This is a genomic window from Mycobacterium simulans (assembly GCF_900232995.1).
In the GTDB taxonomy this organism is placed as follows: domain Bacteria; phylum Actinomycetota; class Actinomycetes; order Mycobacteriales; family Mycobacteriaceae; genus Mycobacterium; species Mycobacterium simulans.
In genome coordinates, this window is sequence record NZ_OCVX01000003.1 from 1,602,756 (window position 1) to 1,619,204 (window position 16,449).

General features: G+C 65.9%; 13 protein-coding genes, 1 tRNA gene and 4 pseudogenes. 7 read left to right on the forward strand and 11 right to left on the reverse strand.

Annotation, left to right across the window (positions count from 1 at the left end):
• The coding region (locus tag MSIMFI_RS08080; RefSeq protein ID WP_191496816.1) for an adenylate/guanylate cyclase domain-containing protein at positions 1 to 1,318 on the reverse strand (1,318 nt) is incomplete at its 3' end.
• Positions 1,319 to 1,473: 155 nt separating this feature from the next.
• Here MSIMFI_RS08080 and MSIMFI_RS08085 point away from each other — a divergent pair.
• From MSIMFI_RS08085 to MSIMFI_RS08100, 4 genes and pseudogenes are all read left to right on the forward strand, one after another.
• Positions 1,474 to 2,688, forward strand: coding sequence for a DNA polymerase III subunit delta' (locus tag MSIMFI_RS08085; RefSeq protein WP_186245085.1), 1,215 nt, complete (start codon positions 1,474 to 1,476; stop codon positions 2,686 to 2,688).
• A 52-nt stretch (positions 2,689 to 2,740) separates the two neighbouring features.
• Positions 2,741 to 2,813: transfer RNA gene (locus tag MSIMFI_RS08090), tRNA-Thr, on the forward strand.
• Between the two features lie 69 nt (positions 2,814 to 2,882).
• A pseudogene (locus tag MSIMFI_RS08095) lies at positions 2,883 to 3,119 on the forward strand (CDGP domain-containing protein); the annotation flags it as partial.
• A 122-nt stretch (positions 3,120 to 3,241) separates the two neighbouring features.
• Positions 3,242 to 3,367 (forward strand): annotated as a pseudogene (locus MSIMFI_RS08100) (IS630 family transposase); the annotation flags it as partial.
• Between the two features lie 204 nt (positions 3,368 to 3,571).
• Here MSIMFI_RS08100 and MSIMFI_RS08105 read toward each other — a convergent pair.
• From MSIMFI_RS08105 to MSIMFI_RS08135, 7 genes are all read right to left on the reverse strand, one after another.
• Entirely contained in the window at positions 3,572 to 5,389 is a 1,818-nt protein-coding gene (locus tag MSIMFI_RS08105) for a helicase-related protein (protein ID WP_191496817.1), read from the reverse strand.
• Positions 5,382 to 5,885 (reverse strand): hypothetical protein, encoded by a 504-nt coding sequence (locus MSIMFI_RS08110; protein WP_191496818.1) that lies wholly within the window; start codon positions 5,883 to 5,885, stop codon positions 5,382 to 5,384. The genes MSIMFI_RS08105 and MSIMFI_RS08110 overlap by 8 nt, the downstream gene beginning before the upstream one ends.
• Positions 5,882 to 6,325 carry a GIY-YIG nuclease family protein gene (locus MSIMFI_RS08115; RefSeq protein ID WP_191496819.1) on the reverse strand — a complete coding sequence of 148 codons (444 nt, stop codon included), beginning with the start codon at positions 6,323 to 6,325 and terminating at the stop codon, positions 5,882 to 5,884. The genes MSIMFI_RS08110 and MSIMFI_RS08115 overlap by 4 nt, the downstream gene beginning before the upstream one ends.
• Positions 6,322 to 8,607, reverse strand: coding sequence for a hypothetical protein (locus tag MSIMFI_RS08120; RefSeq protein ID WP_191496820.1), 2,286 nt, complete (start codon positions 8,605 to 8,607; stop codon positions 6,322 to 6,324). The genes MSIMFI_RS08115 and MSIMFI_RS08120 overlap by 4 nt, the downstream gene beginning before the upstream one ends.
• Positions 8,608 to 8,625: 18 nt before the next feature.
• Entirely contained in the window at positions 8,626 to 8,802 is a 177-nt protein-coding gene (locus MSIMFI_RS08125) for a hypothetical protein (RefSeq protein ID WP_191496821.1), read from the reverse strand.
• Complete coding sequence (locus MSIMFI_RS08130) at positions 8,799 to 10,475, reverse strand: sigma factor-like helix-turn-helix DNA-binding protein (protein WP_191496822.1); 1,677 nt, start codon at positions 10,473 to 10,475, stop codon at positions 8,799 to 8,801. Before MSIMFI_RS08130 ends, MSIMFI_RS08125 begins: the two co-directional genes overlap by 4 nt.
• Positions 10,476 to 10,717: 242 nt before the next feature.
• Positions 10,718 to 12,532, reverse strand: coding sequence for a hypothetical protein (locus MSIMFI_RS08135; RefSeq protein ID WP_191496823.1), 1,815 nt, complete (start codon positions 12,530 to 12,532; stop codon positions 10,718 to 10,720).
• On the opposite strand from MSIMFI_RS08135, the gene MSIMFI_RS08140 reads away from it, so the two are divergent.
• Positions 12,498 to 13,442: an NAD-dependent epimerase/dehydratase family protein gene (locus tag MSIMFI_RS08140; RefSeq protein ID WP_191496824.1), complete on the forward strand. Its 945-nt coding sequence runs from the start codon at positions 12,498 to 12,500 to the stop codon at positions 13,440 to 13,442. The two genes, MSIMFI_RS08135 and MSIMFI_RS08140, sit on opposite strands and share 35 nt — an antisense overlap.
• A gap of 47 nt (positions 13,443 to 13,489) precedes the next feature.
• On the opposite strand, the gene MSIMFI_RS08145 is transcribed toward MSIMFI_RS08140, so the two are convergent.
• Entirely contained in the window at positions 13,490 to 14,551 is a 1,062-nt protein-coding gene (locus tag MSIMFI_RS08145; protein WP_191496825.1) for a fatty acid desaturase family protein, read from the reverse strand.
• A 13-nt stretch (positions 14,552 to 14,564) separates the two neighbouring features.
• Positions 14,565 to 14,708: pseudogene (locus tag MSIMFI_RS29595) on the reverse strand (hypothetical protein); the annotation flags it as partial.
• On the opposite strand from MSIMFI_RS29595, the gene MSIMFI_RS08150 reads away from it, so the two are divergent.
• Complete coding sequence (locus tag MSIMFI_RS08150; RefSeq protein WP_191496826.1) at positions 14,640 to 15,200, forward strand: adenylate/guanylate cyclase domain-containing protein; 561 nt, start codon at positions 14,640 to 14,642, stop codon at positions 15,198 to 15,200. The pseudogene MSIMFI_RS29595 and the gene MSIMFI_RS08150 sit on opposite strands and share 69 nt — an antisense overlap.
• 197 nt (positions 15,201 to 15,397) lie before the next feature.
• Here the strand turns inward: MSIMFI_RS08150 and MSIMFI_RS08155 are convergent.
• A pseudogene (locus MSIMFI_RS08155) lies at positions 15,398 to 16,234 on the reverse strand (hypothetical protein); the annotation flags it as partial.
• 19 nt (positions 16,235 to 16,253) lie between these two features.
• On the opposite strand from MSIMFI_RS08155, the gene MSIMFI_RS29980 reads away from it, so the two are divergent.
• On the forward strand, positions 16,254 to 16,449 hold a 196-nt coding region (locus tag MSIMFI_RS29980), incomplete at its 3' end, for a hypothetical protein (protein ID WP_224770278.1).

Consider the following 16,449-nt stretch of genomic DNA (forward strand, 5'->3'; position numbering starts at 1 on the left):
TGGCCCGCCCGGCCGACACGCCGATACCGAATTCCGCCGGGCCGAGCACCGGGAGAAGCTCGTCGTGCAGCTCCCGTGCGGCGGCCAGGGCCCCCCCGGCCGCGTCGGGGTGTTCGATCGGTGCGCCGAAGATCGCCAGCGCCGCGTCGCCCTGGAACTTATTGACGAACCCGCCGTGCCGGCCGACGGTGTCCACGACCACCCGGAAGAACTCGTTGAGCAGGCTGACGACCTCGGCGGGCGGTCGCGTCGCGGCCAGCTGGGTGGAGCCGACCAGATCGACGAACAGCACCGCCACGTCGCGCTCCTGGCCGCCCAACTCCGTGCCTCGTTCGATGGCCCGCCTGGCCACGTCTTCGCCGACGTAGCGACCGAACAAGTCACGCAGTCGCTGCCGCTCGGACAGGTCGCGCACCATGTCGTTGAAGCCCGCCTGCAGCAGGCCCAGTTCGCTGGCATCGTAGATCTGCATGTGAGCGTTGTAGTTGCCGCGCTGCACCTCGCTCAGCGCCCAGCGGAGCTGGCGCAATGGGTCGGCGATCGACATGGCCACCAACAGGGTGCTGGCCGACCCGATGCCCAACGCCGCCAGCGCCAGCAACAGGATGGGATTGAACAGCGACTCAGGTGTTGCATGTATCAACGACACCTTGTCGGAGCCCACGGCCAGCACGATCGCCAGCAGTGGCACGGCGGTGGACAGCATCCACGCCAGCATCAGCCGCAAGATGACGCCGCGTGCCTTCACGTTTTCCGGCACACCGCTGCGCAGCGCGGCGACAGCGACCGGCCGCAAGACGCGCTCAGACTGCAGGTAGCCGATGATTGCGGTGGCCGTGGCGCCCAGGGCCGTGGCGACCGCCACGACGGGCGCAGCGTAACGGGCCACCGACCAGCTGGCGACGATAAACACCACGCTGCCGACGGCCCACGACGCCACGCTGGTCAACGTGCGGTAGAACGGCATCCGCAGCGCGCGGCTGCGGGCTAGTTCGGTGGCGGACGGATCAACCTCGGCCAGCAGATTGTCGCGGCGCTGCCACCTGAATACCGGCATCAGCAGCTTCAGGTTCCATGCGAACCCCGCGAAGAACAAGAGGACGACCGACGTGATGAAGATCGTCAGGTTGAGGCTTGGCAGATCCTGCAGTTCGATGCGGTCGTGGGGCGGCAGGCCATAGCGCAGGAAGCCCAGGACGAAGAGGCCCCCGATGATGTCGGCCTGCAGCATGCTCAGCGAGAACACCGGCCACGGGGTACGCACTACCCACCGGACGAATGCATTGATTCGCCCGGGCAGTGCCGCCGTGGTTGCCATACGCCCACCGTATCGGGAGGCACTGACTCGCCGGAAACTCTTGAGCGCCTCGGCAAGTCCGCCTAACTGGACGAAAGCTGGGGAAAGATCACGGAATTGTCGCGAAACGGATGCTGATCGGTATCTGTCGGTGACGGCAACTACTGTTGCCGATGATGTCCGGGGTGTTTACGCGGCTGGTAGGCCAGGACGCAGTCAAAGCTGAGCTGCTCGCGGCCGCCAGAGCGGCCCGCGGTGATTCAGGACACAGTTCGCCTGGTGACGGGACTATGACACATGCATGGCTCATCACCGGTCCGCCAGGTTCGGGGCGCTCGGTTGCGGCATTGTGCTTCGCGGCCGCGCTGCAATGCACTGGGGATTCCGAGGACTCCGGCCCTGGGTGCGGACGCTGCCGGGCCTGTACGACGACGATGGCGGGCACCCATGCCGACGTGCGGCGAGTGATTCCCGAAGGCCTGTCTATCGGCGTAGACGAGATGCGGGCAATCGTGCAGATCGCATCACGCCGGCCGACGACCGGACGGTGTCAGATCGTCGTTATCGAGGATGCCGATCGATTGACCGAAGGCGCTGCCAACGCACTGCTGAAGGTTGTCGAGGAACCGCCGTCGTCGACGGTCTTCCTGCTGTGCGCACCGTCGGTGGATCCTGAAGACATAGCCATCACGCTGCGATCCCGATGCCGTCATGTCGCACTCGTGACGCCGTCGACCGCGGCGATCGCCCAGGTGCTGATCGACAATGACGGGCTGACGGCCGAGACGGCGAACTGGGCGGCCTCGGTTAGCGGTGGTCACGTGGGCCGGGCGCGCCGGCTGGCCACCGACCCAGAGGCGCGGGAGCGGCGCGAGCGGGCGTTGGGCCTGGTGCGCGACGCGGCGACGCCGTCGCGCGCATACGCCGCCGCCGAGGAGTTGGTTGCTGCCGCCGAGGCCGAGGCGGTGGTGCTGACCGCGGACCGCGCCGAGGCCGAGACCGAAGAATTGCGGACGGCACTTGGGGCGGGCGGCACCGGCAAGGGCACCGCCGGCGCGTTGCGCGGCGCCACTGGCGCGATCAAGGATCTCGAGCGCCGGCAAAAGTCTCGTCAAACGCGGGCGTCGCGGGATGCGCTGGATCGCGCACTAATCGACCTGGCCACCTATTTCCGGGATGCCTTGGTGGTATCGGCGAATGCGGGTCAAGTGCGGGCCAACCACCCGGATATGGCCGACCGGGTCGCTGCCCTGGCCGCGCATGCCGCGCCCGAGCGGCTGCTGCGCTGCATTGAGGCCGTGCTGGAGTGCCGCGAAGCGCTGGCGATCAACGTCAAACCGAAGTTCGCCGTCGACGCCATGGTCGCCGCCATTGGTCAGGAACTGCGCTAGCGGCTTGGGTGGGCCGGTGCTACTGCCGTAGACTCGTGCCGCTTGAGGGCATGCCGCCTTAGCTCAGTCGGTAGAGCGATTCACTCGTAATGAATAGGTCGGGGGTTCGATTCCCCCAGGCGGCTCAGATTGCGATATCGAACGCCCCTGCCGCGATAGAATAATTGAGCCCGCGGTAATCCAAAGGGGACGCAATGACTGCATTCAAGATCTCGTTGCCGCGAGGGATAGCCGCCGTCATCGCCGGCCCGGGCGCCGCACTGATCGCCGCAGGGCTGATCGCCGCAGCGCCGCCGGCCGGCGCCGGCTGTCAGTACGGCGGACTCGGCATTATCAACAAGTGCGATGGACCCGTTCAGCCTGACGGCACCTGGCAACGTTGCGTGGCATTTGCCAACTGGGTGCCTAAGGGCGCCAGTTCCTACCTAGTGTCCTGAGTCATTAATTCATGGGTTCTTGTTAGAATGGGTGATGCCGTCACCGCATGCCGCGCAGATCGTGTTGACCGAGGATGAACGCGCCGAGTTGGAGGGCTGGGTCCGGCGTCGCAACCGACATCCGCGCCTGGATCGAGCACTGGAACGACGATCCCAAGCCCTACGTCTGGACCAAGACCGCCGACCAGATCCTCGAATCAGTCGCCAACTACTGCAAACGAATTAATGACTCAGGACACTAGTGCCCGACAAGCGCTGCGATTTGATGGGCCCTGACCATCGCCCAGGGGATCTCGCCTTCGCCGATCCACCGACGCACATCGACGACTGAGCTTCGGTTAGTGTTGGTGGCTGCTCTGCACTGCACCGGGTCGTCTGCGTGTGCCTTGCCGGAACGGGTCGCTTCGGTGCACTTGTAGGCGGCTCCAACTCGCGGACGAGTGCCTTCATGCTTCCATCTGTAGGGATTGGAGATGCTCAAAGAGCGCCTCCAAATCATCGCGTTGCCCAGGTCCGAGCAAGAGGTCACTGTCCAAAAGGATGTCGTCTGCTGCTGGGAAGGCTAAGGTGGCGAGCTGCCGGTCGTTGAGCTTGCGCGCCATATCAAGGATTTTCGCGTCCAGGCGTCGGTCAGCGACGTCGTCGATGGTGTCGCTACCGTCGCGGCGAGCAGCCATCAGGTAGGTCACCGTGCAGTCGGCGTCCATCGGTAATCCCAGTCGATGCGTCCGGTCGATTGCCTGCAGGAGCATCCCTGCGTTAAAGGTCCGATCCACGTGGATTTGGTGGGTTGCCGTGTGGTGTAGCGACACCCCCTCCGACAAGGTGTGCGGGGTGGCGACCAGCACATGACAGTCAGGGTCGTGGCGGAAGCGGTCGATCTCGCCATGGCGCAGCTCGGGGGTGAGATCCCCCGAAACGACCGCCGGGTGGTGTGGTGCCAATAGGCGCTCGAGGCGGCGTACATGGCTTCGGAAGTTGGCCCACACCACCACCTTTCGTCCAGCCGCCGAATGGCCGTCAACATGTTGGGCGACGCGGACGAACTTCGTCGGAAGGTAGTTGGCCGGCAACTCACGAATGAGGTGCTCCAGGTCCAGATCGGCCCGGTCCGAGAGCATTGTCAGCTCACCATCCGCGCCGAGTACAGCGGTCGGATCGGTCGCTGCCTGTAGCAAACGCATCACGATGCGCCCAGCCCGACTGAAGTCGCTACGCAGTGTCGGGTCACGCAGCACAGCCCGCGCGGCGGCGTTCACCATGGCGTCATAGATCTGGTCGTGCACCGGCGACAAGGGCACGTGCTCGGTCAACGGAACCAGTTGTGGGAGCAGGAGCTCGTCCTTAGTCACGCGGGTGTAGGCCGACATGAGTGAGTCGGCGTCACGAGCGGCCAGTCGAAAGCCGTGACCAGGGTAGGCGAGTTCGAGCACTCGGGCGAGGTCTTGGGGTGAGTTGGGCTGCGGTGTGCCGGTGAGCACACTGCGCCGATGCGCTGCCGCGGACAGCTGAATGGCAGCTGCGCCGCGGATGCCGTGCGGGCCAGCCTTCACCCGGTGGGCCTCATCGAAGACGACGAGGGTGCGGCGGCGCCGACAGTACGACACCAGCGCATCGAGTCTTCCCCGGTTTTCAAGGCGCTCGTAATTGGTGACGATGACCTCGGCGGCCCCAGGCCGCCCAGGTCCGACGTGCACGTGGGGTGCCGCACCAGGTGCGTACATCAGGCTGGGCTCGGTTTCCCACGCCTCGTGCGCCGATAGCGGTGCCAGCACAAGCATTTGCTTCACGTCGCCGAGGTGCTTCAAGGCGCTGTAGACCGTATAGGTCATCCCGGTCTTGCCGGCGCCCGGCACCGAGAAGTTGGCCCCGCCGCCGAGCGCGATGAGACGACCAATGTCGCGTCGCTGGGCGTCGGTGGGCTCGCGGGTAATCCCTAGCTGGTTGACGCTGGAGATGCGGGCCGGCCAGCGCGCTTGATTCGCGGGCCGCAGGCTAAGCACGTCGAGGCGCACCCCGTCTTCGCGCATCTGGTGGCGCAGGTGCGCGAGAAGGGTGTCGTCGAATGTGAACGGGCTGCGTGGGTCCGCGAAATACCACAACCAGCCGGCGGGGTCGCGCAGCGGCAGTGTGATGTAGCCAGACGAGGACTCGCGCGCGACATGGGCCAGTGCGTCTGCCATGTCGGCGAAGACCTCGTCAGACACATCGTCAGAATTCGGAACTATCACGGCGTCTGGGCCGGACAGATACAGTTCAGCCACGCGCCACCGCCTGCAGCCGCTCCCGCAGGCACGCTGCCACGGCTCCGCCGCCAACGCGCCGACCGTCGGTTTCGACCACCCCGTTGCTAAGCGCTGCAGCGACCAACTCGACCACGCGATAGCCCAACGGGTCGCGCGGGTCGGTAGCTTGCAGCCCGGTGTCACCAACGCTCACGAGCGTCGGCGGCGGGTCGTCGCCGAGGCGGTCGGGCAGCACATCCCGCGCCCTGGCCCGGCGGGCGATGGCATCTGAGGTGGGATCGAGCTCTCCTACCACGACCGCCTTCATCCCCAACAGCCACCCGGCCAGGCTGAGCCAGCCGTAGCGCTCGGCGTGGCGCAGCTGGCCGCAGCGGCGCAATTCGGTGATTCGCTGTTGCCGCGTCACCGCCCCGCGGGCCGACGGGTCGAGCGTCTTGGCGATTCCTGAGCCGAACCGCCGCTCGACGAACGCGACGGTCGTCTCCGGATTGCACGGCGTGACAGGTGTACTCACTGGGCCGCTTCTTTTGCCCGGAAGGCCGAAGGGCAGTGCGCCGTATTGTACGGCGGCCGGTAGGCCCGGATGATGCGCCGCTCGATGCGGTCCAGTGCCGCCTTCGGACTGTCTGACCGCAGTGGCAGCACCCACAGACCGGTGGCGAACACCGGGATGGCGTGATGCCCAGTCACGCGCTGAACCACGCTGCCGTCAGGACGGTCGCACTGTCCGACGTACAAGCATGCGCCGGCATTATCAACAGCGACATAGATGCATACCGGGACCATGAGGTGATGGTCCGCGAGATGGCAGCCACTCTGCTCATCATGTTCGAGGGCGTACAGATCAACTGCGGCCAGCGGGTCGCACAGCAGACCCATGTGGAGGCGCCAGAACCACGCGTCGCGCTCACCAAAGTGGCATGCGAGTTCAGTGGAGGGTACCGCGGCGCTCATTGCTCATCGTCCTCGTCGGCGAAATCAGCAATAACAGCGCCGCGGCGTGAGCGCGCGATGAACTGGCCTTCCTGCAGCAGACTGACGACTCTGCGTGCCTGCTTGAGCAATTCTTTGGTGTATGCGTCCGGCAGCCCGGCCTCCCGGAAGCGATCGCCGACGTCGCCAGCATTGCGGAAGGGTGCGGTGTTGGCGGCCGCGGCGGCCACGGCGTTGCTGAGTTGAGCAAGGGCGTCATCGTATGGGTCGCCGGCCGGCGGAGGTGTGCCTCCGGCCGGGCCTCGGGTCGGCCATCCCATTTTCTCGGAGCGCAAAAACTGCTCAGTAACGGTGGCGCGGGTTCGCTCGTCCGGTCGGCCTTTGTCGTCCTTATCGACATAATCAGGATCGATCGTGTTTGTGGGAATCTCGCTGCTCAGTGCTGCTCGCACGATTTCAGCGAGCTGGGCCACTCCGTTCTTTTTGTGGCGGGCGAGCACCTGCCGCATGACCAGGTCCGGTGTGGTCATTGTGTTGCCGCGCCTGCCGGCGCTGCCCCCGATGGTGAGCTGCCACGGCGATGCCAGCTCACCGGGCAGCGGTTTACGAATGGCCGGGTTGGTGGCCTGGCCGACGGTGGCCAAGAACAGCAGCGCCCTGCTCGCCGGCCCAAATGTGCCCACGGACTTCTCGTCGAGGCTATCGTCGACGCCCATATCTTCATCGAATTCGCGGCCGGCCAGAGCGTGCAGCTCATCAACGGGCCGATCTAGGTAGGCCCACCACGGGTCGGTCACGCCATTCGGGTGCTTCTTGACCATCACGAACATCGGGTGGCGGCTGGTGCGATCGACCGCCGCACGTGCTCGGTTGTAGTCGCTTTTGTCATCGACGTTAAGCCCAAGGATTGGCATGGCCACCGAGGCGGCCACCTGGGCGCGGTTCTCCCGGATCTTGGTGGCGTGGGTGGACAGCGAGTGGGCGGTAAGCGAGCGCTTCACATCGCTCTCAGCGGTGGTGTCGTTGCAGACGAAGGTGGCGATGCTCTTAGCCGCAAGCCGGAGCGGGTGGCGCGGGTCATCGGCATCGGCGCCTTGCCAATCAGTGACCCTGTTGGCGTAGACCAGTTCGAGCTCGGCGCGGCTGAGCGCCATCTTGTAGCCCTTTGTCTTGTCGTAGCGGATTCTGATACGTCGGATGCTGTCGAGGGCGACCTGCATCGCTTGTGTCGCAGTGGACCAGTCACGCTGCGCGGCGGTCTTTATGTGGGTGCGGCGTATGTAGCGATGAACCGCTTCCATGGCAGCGGAGCTTTGGCCGATGCCGCCCTTGAGGTTGCGGTATCCCACGACCAGCCTGGCCGGGATAACGCTGGTACGGATGACCGTGCGCTGGGCGACGGTCGAGCCAGTCAACCACGCCTCGATGGTCTCCTGCGATACGTTCGCTGGTCGCCAGTACGTGGCGTCCTTGTACAACGACTTGCGCCGCACCGCCTCCACGTCCTTGGCTGTCCAGTCTCGCAGCGCCACTGTGCCGTCGGGTTGGTAGAGGTGATCAGCCCATGATTCGAGTTCCGACATTGCCTGCCCAGTCGCTTCACGTAGGCAGCGCCGCACCATTGCCAGGCGGCGATCGCCGTCGTTCTGCTTGAGTGCCCAAGTGGCGCTTCCGGCCTCGTCCTCAACTCGGGTCGGGATCACTAGCGTCGGTTCGTGAACCCCTTGTAAGCCAATCCAGTTGATGTCGTGGAGATCCTTAGAGTCGCTGATGTTGGCTGTGAATCCAAGTGCCCCGGCGGTCTCTTGTACACCGGCGATGAACTGTGCGGCGTCTTTGACATGCATCACCGGCGCCCCGGTCACTGCGTCGTCGCGCACGGTTTCCAGGTAGGGTAGAAATTTCGCCCGGGAGTCGGCCGTGGTCCGCCCGTTATTCGGGTCATGGTTCAGGGCAAGGGGGTTGGCCCAAAAGTCGACGTAGAAAATCTCGCCGACTTCCGTGGAGATCGAGCGCACCCGCCCGCTGGCGAAGTTTTTCACATTCTCATCCGGCCAGGCGTCTGCCGCCTCGACTGCCCGCAGCAGACCCATCGGGATGTCCTCGGGCTTGGAGCCGGAGATCTCGGCGATGCGTTCCCGCAGCAACAGCGCTGGCTTGCTCAGCATGCCGTCGTGAACCTTGGCCTTCGGCACCGTGAATGGGAATCGGTCCGACCCGTAGGATGGCCGGATCTCGTCCGGGTACTCCGTCGGGTCAAACCCTTCTTCGACGAACGCGAAGTCAGTGTGCTTTACAGGCATGTCAATTGCCATTTCTGTTCAGGCCACGTCGGCGGTGGCGGCCTCAGCACGACCCTCAGGCAGGAGGTGCGTCAACTCGTCGTCGGCAACGTGGTCCGATCCGGTTCCGGTGTCCCACATCGGGTTTGCGAGCGGCCACTGTCGCGACCGGCTCCCGGGCCTCACCGCGGCCCACAGTTCAAGGGTGGTAGTCACTGAGCGAAGTCCTCAACGTAGATCTGCACGAGTGCGTCTCGAAGTTCACGGTTGTGGCGGTTGGTCAGACGACGCTCGAGGACATGTAGTGGCGCATCTGGAGGCAGCCCGACAGCGAATGCCAGCGCAGCGGCGAGCTCGGCGTCGGAGACCGGCTGCCCGGCGCCGTCGTACAAGCCGGCGCCGGTGACCAGAGTCCGGTACGGGCTTTGTGGGGTGCTGTTCACCGGGACGGGTTCGACGCGTAACTCCCGGGGGCCGAGAATTATTAGTCGCACCAGCTCGCCGTCGGCATACCCTTGGTCGTCGAGCGCCTGGCGTAGTTGCCCACCGAACAGGTATGGCGACTGCAACCATGTGGCATGGATCATGTTACTGCCCCAGGTGATTGGCACCTCTCGTGATCCTGGCGCGATGTCCAACAGCTCGGCCAATGGAGTTGGGATCCACTGGGGCCCGCGGTACAGGCGGTAGTGATTGACGCGCACCGTGCACGACCAGCAGCCGCGGTACGGGCCCGCTGCGATTTGAAAGCAGTGGCCATCGAGGCCGGGTTCGGGGATTGCTGGCGGATCGTCATCGCGGCGGCGCCGCAGCACACCCCCATCTTCGATGACATCGGGCAGCGCGCTGTAGAAGGCAATCGAATTCCGGCTGTAGTCGTGCTGTTCGGCGAGGTCCTGCAGATGGTGTACCGACACCTGGCCATAGCGGTCGATCTCGCTATACATCAGGTCGCGCAATGTAGGCCTGGCCGTCGCCCCAGATTCCTTGAGCGCGAACTCATCTCGCCTCACGCGGACAAAGAGCGGATCCAGGAGGGCAGTAGTAACGGTGCTTGGTGAGCGATCTGGAAAATATCGTGTGAGTACATCGCGCTTCATCGGCGTCTCGTTTGCTCGCAGGATACGGACTAATCCGTCTACCACGCCCACCCCGCCGAGCACGGCGTACCTTCCGCCGATCTCGGTCAGTCCGAGGCTCTCCACCATGTCGGCGGCCAGGCCAGCCGCCTCGTCGTCGGAACCAACATGCGGCCGCAGCCTTTGTTCGATATCGCCCCAGAATTCGACGAGGTCACTTACCACGCCAGTGTCGCGAGCCGCCTCAGTCAGGTCATGCATCAACTTGGTGGGCGTCCGATCGCCCGCGATCAACCAATCCCTTCCCCCGTGGCGTACCGGGCGGGCCCTCATGCGGCCGAAGGCGCCCATTCTCTTCGCCACGGCAAGAATCAACCGTGTTGTCGGGCAATCAAACGGCTCGAATCCTGCCTCGACCAACCGGGATTCGGTAACCGGCAGCTCGAGCTGTCCCAGCTCGGCGACTGCCTCCGTGACCGCCTCGGCGTGACGGGCGTCAACGGCGTCAATGAACTCCAGCCGCTCGCCCAACACACCGAAATCGTCGTCAATGTTCTTTAGTGGCTTGCCGGCCAACTTGTCGAGGCCTGAGGCCTCAATCTGCCTTACTCGTTCGCGGGTGACCCCAATGTCGGCGCCCAGTTTGTCGAGAGTTGCGTGGTCGCGGTCGCAGAAGCGGCTCCACAGGACGCTCTGCTGCGTGGCGGTGAGCTGGCGGAAACGTCTTTCGAGAGCGCGGACATATTCCGGGCGCGTCGAATCGCCATCGTCGTCTTCCGCAAACTCTGAATCGGCGGTCGCCTCGTGCACTGTTCCTCCTCGCTGAGGCGGCCGGAGGAACGGCGAGCACGGACATCGACTAAGACGGACCGAACACGGTGCGTCTAGTCGCCTACCGCCTCAACGTCCGCTCATGATTGGCCTCAGGCCGCCGCCAGTTGGCTTGGCCGTGCCGCTCACGCCGGGCACCTCGGTGATGGGCATCACTGTCTGGTGCAGAGTGTACCAGCGCTCACACGCAGAACTAGGCTGGACGAGGTTACATCTAATGGTTACACCGGCGCCAGAAATCCCACCGGCCCCGACGCAATACACACCGCCAGCGCCGTGGTGTTGGCTCGCACCGTGATCGCATCTCCAGCGCCGGGCAATCTCACAAAAACGCGGTTGAGACCAGGATGCACCGGAACCTTCGTCTCCGGACCATCGGATAGCGACAGTGTTATGGACCCGTCGCTGTTGGCCAGGTAATTGACTTCGACGGTCCAGTCCGCGGGCAGCAGCGGGCCATCCAAAGCCAGGCGTGCCGGCATTTCCGGCTGCGCAAAGTAGCCACAGTTGGGCATCGGCCCGGGCGCAATGGTGCGAACCCAGGTAACTTTCGCGTCCACTAGCCGGCCAGAGCTGTTAATCATCCGTAATTGCGTTGTCGCAGTGGAGAATTCGGGCCGGCGGTCCAGCAAAGCAAACATGTGGCTGGCCAGGTTCTCCGGCCACGCCACCCGTTGCAACACCATCGGATCGACTTCCTGATCCAGCAGCGGTGCACCCGAATCCGCTTGCGCGGCAGCCAAACTGGCGCGGGCATTCGTCAAGTAAGGCTCGGCGGGATTGTCGCGCCAGGAGGTCAGAAATGTCGTCGTCGAAAACAGGCTGCTCGCCACGAACAGCGCTGCCACGCCAGTGATCACCGCGGTGCGGGGCCGCGAGGCGTCCAGCCAACGCGCGCCGTAGGAGCGGTTCGGCGCGGTGAACGCCACGGCGGCAAGCAGCGCCAGCACTACCACGAGATCGGGAAAATATCGCAGCGTCTGGGCCAACTCGAGCGCGGTGAATCGCGACGATCGCATCAGATAAATCGGCACCTGGCAGGCAACCACGTAGCCGGCCGCGGTCAGCCAAACCAGACCGATCCGCTGTTTGCGGATCAGCGACACCACCAGCACCCCGGCAAGCACCAGCCAGCCGAGCACCATCACCAGGGGTGGAGGAGTGGCCCACGGGGACGCCGGCGCCCAGCGGTCCCAGTGCCACGGTCCACCGGCAAGACCCGGCACGATGCCGTGGGTGATCGAACGGCGTAGCAGATCCCAGGTCATCGCCAGGTCCGAACTCCAGCGCCGCTGATTCACTACGGCCAGATACAACACCACCCACCCGACGGTCAGCGCCACCGAAGCCACCCATAGGCGCCTGCCGCCGCGCCACACCGTGCGCAGCGCGCCCAGGTCGCCCCGAACGTGGCACAACAACGCAGCCACAGCAAACGCAACGAACGGAATCACCGCGGCTTTCTCGAAGAACAGCAGGCCGCCGAGGTACACCAGCACCCCGGTTGCCGCATACCGCTGAAGGCCGGTGCGCACCAGCAGCACAGCATCGCCACACACCCAGGCCAGCGCCGCCAGCATCGGCAACGAATTCAGCGCCGCCGCCCACCACGCGAACCCGGGCACCGCCAGCGGTGTGAACAGCGCGAACGTCAACGGGATCAGCAGCACCGGGCGCCAGCCCAGGATCACGTGCAGAGCCCGCAACAGCGCCAGTGAGGCCAGCAGTTGCAACACCACCAGGCTGATCGCCGGTCCGGTCCACACCAGGGGCGCCTGCCGGATGATCGTGCCGGCGATCAGGAACGCGCCCGGCATCACGTGTCCGTCGTGGTCGTCGAACAGGTACGACGGCGATAGCAGCCCCTGGGTGCCGGCCCTACCCACGAGAATCAGATCGTCCCAATAGAAATAGCCGCCGAACGCCAGCACCGCGCGAATGCCCAGCTGCACAGTGATGAGCAGCGCGGCGCCCAGCACGACCCGCCGGTATGGTGGGCCGGTGCGCGCACTGGTTACCGGGGCAGCCGGTTTCATCGGGTCGACGCTAGTCGACCGTCTCCTGGCCGAAGGTCACACGGTAGTGGGGCTAGATAATTTCGCGACCGGTCGGGCTACCAACCTTGAGCACTTGGCCGACAACCCCGTGCATAGCTTCATCGAGGCCGACATCGTCACTGCCGATTTGGAAGCCATCTTCGACGAGTACCGGCCGGAGGTGGTGTTTCACCTGGCAGCCCAGATCGACGTGCGGCAATCGGTGGCCGACCCGCAGTTCGACGCGTCGGTCAACGTCGTCGGTACCGTGCGGCTAGCCGAAGCGGCACGGCGCACGCAGGTGCGCAAGGTCGTGCACACCTCGTCGGGCGGATCCATTTACGGCGTCCCGCCCGAGTATCCGACGCCCGAGACGGTCCCCACCGACCCGGCATCGCCCTACGCGGCGGGCAAGGTGGCGGGGGAGATCTACCTGAACACCTTTCGGCATTTGTACGGCCTGGACTGCTCGCACATCGCACCGGCCAATGTCTATGGCCCCCGCCAGGATCCGCACGGTGAAGCCGGTGTGGTGGCGATCTTCGCGCAGGCGCTGCTTTCCGGTAAGCCCACCAGGGTGTTCGGGGACGGCACCAACACCCGCGACTATGTGTTCGTCGACGACGTCGTCGACGCGTTCGTCAGGGCGTCCGGCGACGCCGGCGGCGGGCAGCGCTTCAATATCGGCACCGGCCTGGAAACCTCAGACCGACAACTGCATTCGGCGGTGGCATCCGCCGTCGGTGGGCCTGACGAGCCGGAGTTTCATCCGCCGCGGCTGGGCGACCTGAAGCGTTCCTGCCTGGACATCAGCCTGGCCGAAGAGGTCTTGGGCTGGCGGCCGAAGGTCGGGCTAGTCGACGGCGTGCGCCGCACGGTCGACTACTTCCGTCAGAAGCACGTCGACTAGCGCCACGAATCGCTGTGAATAGCACGCGCGTTGTCCGGCGGTGTCGGTCAGGAATCGTTGGGTAGCGACAGCGTGGCGATGGTGCGCCACGTCTGGGCGAACTGGGTCAGGAAGGGGCCGGTGGTGTAGGGCAGGTCGTATTTGTCGCAGACTTGGCGCACGCGCACCGCGATCTCGGCGAGCCGGTTGCTGGGCAGGTCGGGGTAGAGGTGGTGCTCGATCTGATACGACAGGTTGCCGGTCAGGAACGCCAGGAACGGGCCGGCATCGATGTTTGCGCTGCCCAGTATCTGCCGCAGGTACCACTGACCCCTGGCCTCGCCGTCCAGGTCCCGTTTCGTGAATTTCTCTGCGCCGTCAGGGAAATGACCGCACGACACCACCGCGTAGATCCAGATGTTGCGAATGACGTTGGCCATTAGGTTGGCGGTCGCGGTCGATATGACGGTCGCGCCGGATGACAGTGAGGTCAGCGCCGGGATCGCGATGTAGTCCTTGACCAGTTGATTGCCGGCCTTGGCAAGGCGTTGGCGCAGCCCAACTGCGGCTGCGGCGCCTAAGCCCGTGTGCTGCAACGCAACTCCCCACTCGAAGCCGAGTGTGAGCATTGTGTTGAACAGCAGGTTGGCCATGTGGTGGGGCTGCCATGGCTGATCGCGGGTCACGCGCAAAAATCCGTAGCCGACGTCGCTGTCCATGTCCAGCACGTTGGTGTACTTGTGGTGCTGAAAGTTGTGGGTGAACCGCCAGCGTTTGGCCGTGCCCGCCATGTCCCATTCCCAGGACGACGAGTGGATCTCGGGGTCGTTCATCCAATCCCATTGGCCGTGCATGACGTTATGGCCGATCTCCATGTTTTCGACGATCTTTGCCAAACCGAGCGTTGCCGCGCCGGCCCACCAAGCCCAGCGCCTGGAACTGGCCGCCAGGACCACTCGGCCGGCGACCTCAAGAGCGCGCTGGAGGGCGATGGTGCGGTAGATGTAGCGTGCATCGCGCTCACCACGGCAGTCCTCGATCTCGGCGCGGATCGCGTCCAGCTCAGCGGCCAGGCCGTCAATGTCTGCGTCGGTCAGATGGGTGAGCACCGACGCATCTGAGATGGCCATCGCTGGTTCGCCGTTACACCAGTGCCATGATCTGCGGTAAGGCTTCGCGCGCGGCGACTCGACCCGCCTCGCGGGCACGGTCGATCTGGTGGAACTCGAGGAAGCCAATGGCGCTGGTGTCGGGCTGAATCGCGACGTCGGCCTGTGCCAGCATCGCGGCCTGTTCTCCGATATCGAAGGCTCCACAGCACTGCTCGCGGAACTCGGCGACGAATGCTGGCTAAGGGTCCTGCACCGCCACAATGCGGTCATTCGTCGTTATGTTGCGAAGCACCGCGGCTTTGAGGCCAAGTCGCAGGGTGACGGATTCATGGTCGCATTCTCCAGCGCGCGCAGCGCGATCCGCTGCGCCATCGAGATCCAGCGGGACTTTGCGGCACATCGCGATCGTTCCGATTGCCAGCTGTTGCGGGTCCGGATCGGAATGCACACCGGAGAAGTGATTCGCGAACGGGAGGACTTCATCGGGCGCAACGTGACTCTGGCGGCGCGGATCGCGGCGAAAGCGGGCGGCAACCAGATCCTCGTCTCGGCGCTGCTGCGCGAGCCAGTCGCCGGCAGCCATGAGTTCCAGTTCGGCAAAGCTTGGGAGGAGCAGCTCAAGGGGCTGCGGGAGCCGCAGCGAGTCCACGAAGTGCGCTGGGCATAGCCCATTCGGATGCGCGGCGGGCGCACGATCACGCTTACCCCAAGGAAGCAGCGAGCGAAGCCGTAGACCCTGAAGCTGAACCCACAGGCGGGCGGCCCGTGCACCCGGATGTCACCGGCTCAGGCCGGGACTGGCGTGGCTGTCGTGAGTAGGGCGCCGCCTTCAGGCAGCGGCTGGATCATCGGGGCAGTGATCGGCTATGCGGCGGCCCCGCCGGCGCCGCCGCCGCCGCCAATGCCGCCGGTGCCACCATCGGTGCCCACGGGGGGATTGCCGGCGCCGCCGGTGCCGCCATCAACGCCGTCGGTGCCGGTGCCGTCACCGCCGGTGCCGCCGTCACCGCCGTCGCCGCCCTGGCCGCCGAAGATGCCGCCGGTGCCGCCGGTGCCGCCGTCGCCGCCGCGGCCGCCGTCCCCGCCGCCCAAAGCGCTTTGGCTGTCACCGCCGTCGCCGCCGTCACCGCCGTCACCGCCGCCGCCGCCTGCGATGGTGCCGGTGCCGCCGCTGCCGCCGGCTCCGCCGGCGCCGCCGGCGGTGACTGTCGGACTACTTTGGCCTAAGCTGCCGTCGCCGCCGTCACCGCCGGTGCCACCTTTGCCGCCTTTGCCGCCGACATCACCGCTGCCGTCGCCGCCAGCACCACCGATGCCGCCCGTGCCACCGGCCCCGCCGATGCCGGCGGTGCTGATGCCGCCGGTGCCGCCGGTGCCGCCATCGCCGCCGGTGGCGCCGACGCCGGCGGCACCGGCACCGGCGGCACCGCCAGCGCCGCCAGAACCGCCGATGCCGCCGATTTCACCGGTGCCGCCGGTCCCACCGGTGCCGCCGGTGCCGCCGGTACGGCCGATGCCGCCGGTGCCGCCAGCGCCCCCGACCCCTCCATTACCGCCGGCGCCGCTGGGGCTGGCGCCCCCAGCGCCGCCGGTGCCGCCGTTGCCGACCGTGCCGCCGCCAGCGGCGGCACCGCCCGTGCCGCCGGTGCCGCCGGTGCCGCCGGCTATGGTGCCGGTGCCGCCGGTGCCGCCGGTGCCGCCGTCACCGCTCCTGCCGCTGGTGGCAGGGCCCACGCCGTTAATGCCGCCGTTGCCGGCGGTGCCGCCAGCACCGCCGGTGCCGGCGGTGCTGTTGCCGCCGGTGCCGCCGGTGCCGCCGGTGCCGCCGGTGTCGCCGTGGCCACCACCGGGGGGCTGTCTCTTTTACACCTCTGACGCTGCCGACGATCCTCCGTGTGCGGAGCGCGGTGCGCGCG

Coding starts and splice junctions, on each gene's coding strand:
- MSIMFI_RS08085 (WP_186245085.1), top strand. CDS start 1,474: ATGTCCGGGGTGTTTACGCGGCTGGTAGGCCAGGACGCAGTCAAAGCT.
- MSIMFI_RS08115 (WP_191496819.1), bottom strand. CDS start 6,325: ATGAGCGCCGCGGTACCCTCCACTGAACTCGCATGCCACTTTGGTGAG.
- MSIMFI_RS08120 (WP_191496820.1), bottom strand. CDS start 8,607: ATGCCTGTAAAGCACACTGACTTCGCGTTCGTCGAAGAAGGGTTTGAC.
- MSIMFI_RS08135 (WP_191496823.1), bottom strand. CDS start 12,532: ATGAAACCGGCTGCCCCGGTAACCAGTGCGCGCACCGGCCCACCATAC.
- MSIMFI_RS08145 (WP_191496825.1), bottom strand. CDS start 14,551: ATGGCCATCTCAGATGCGTCGGTGCTCACCCATCTGACCGACGCAGAC.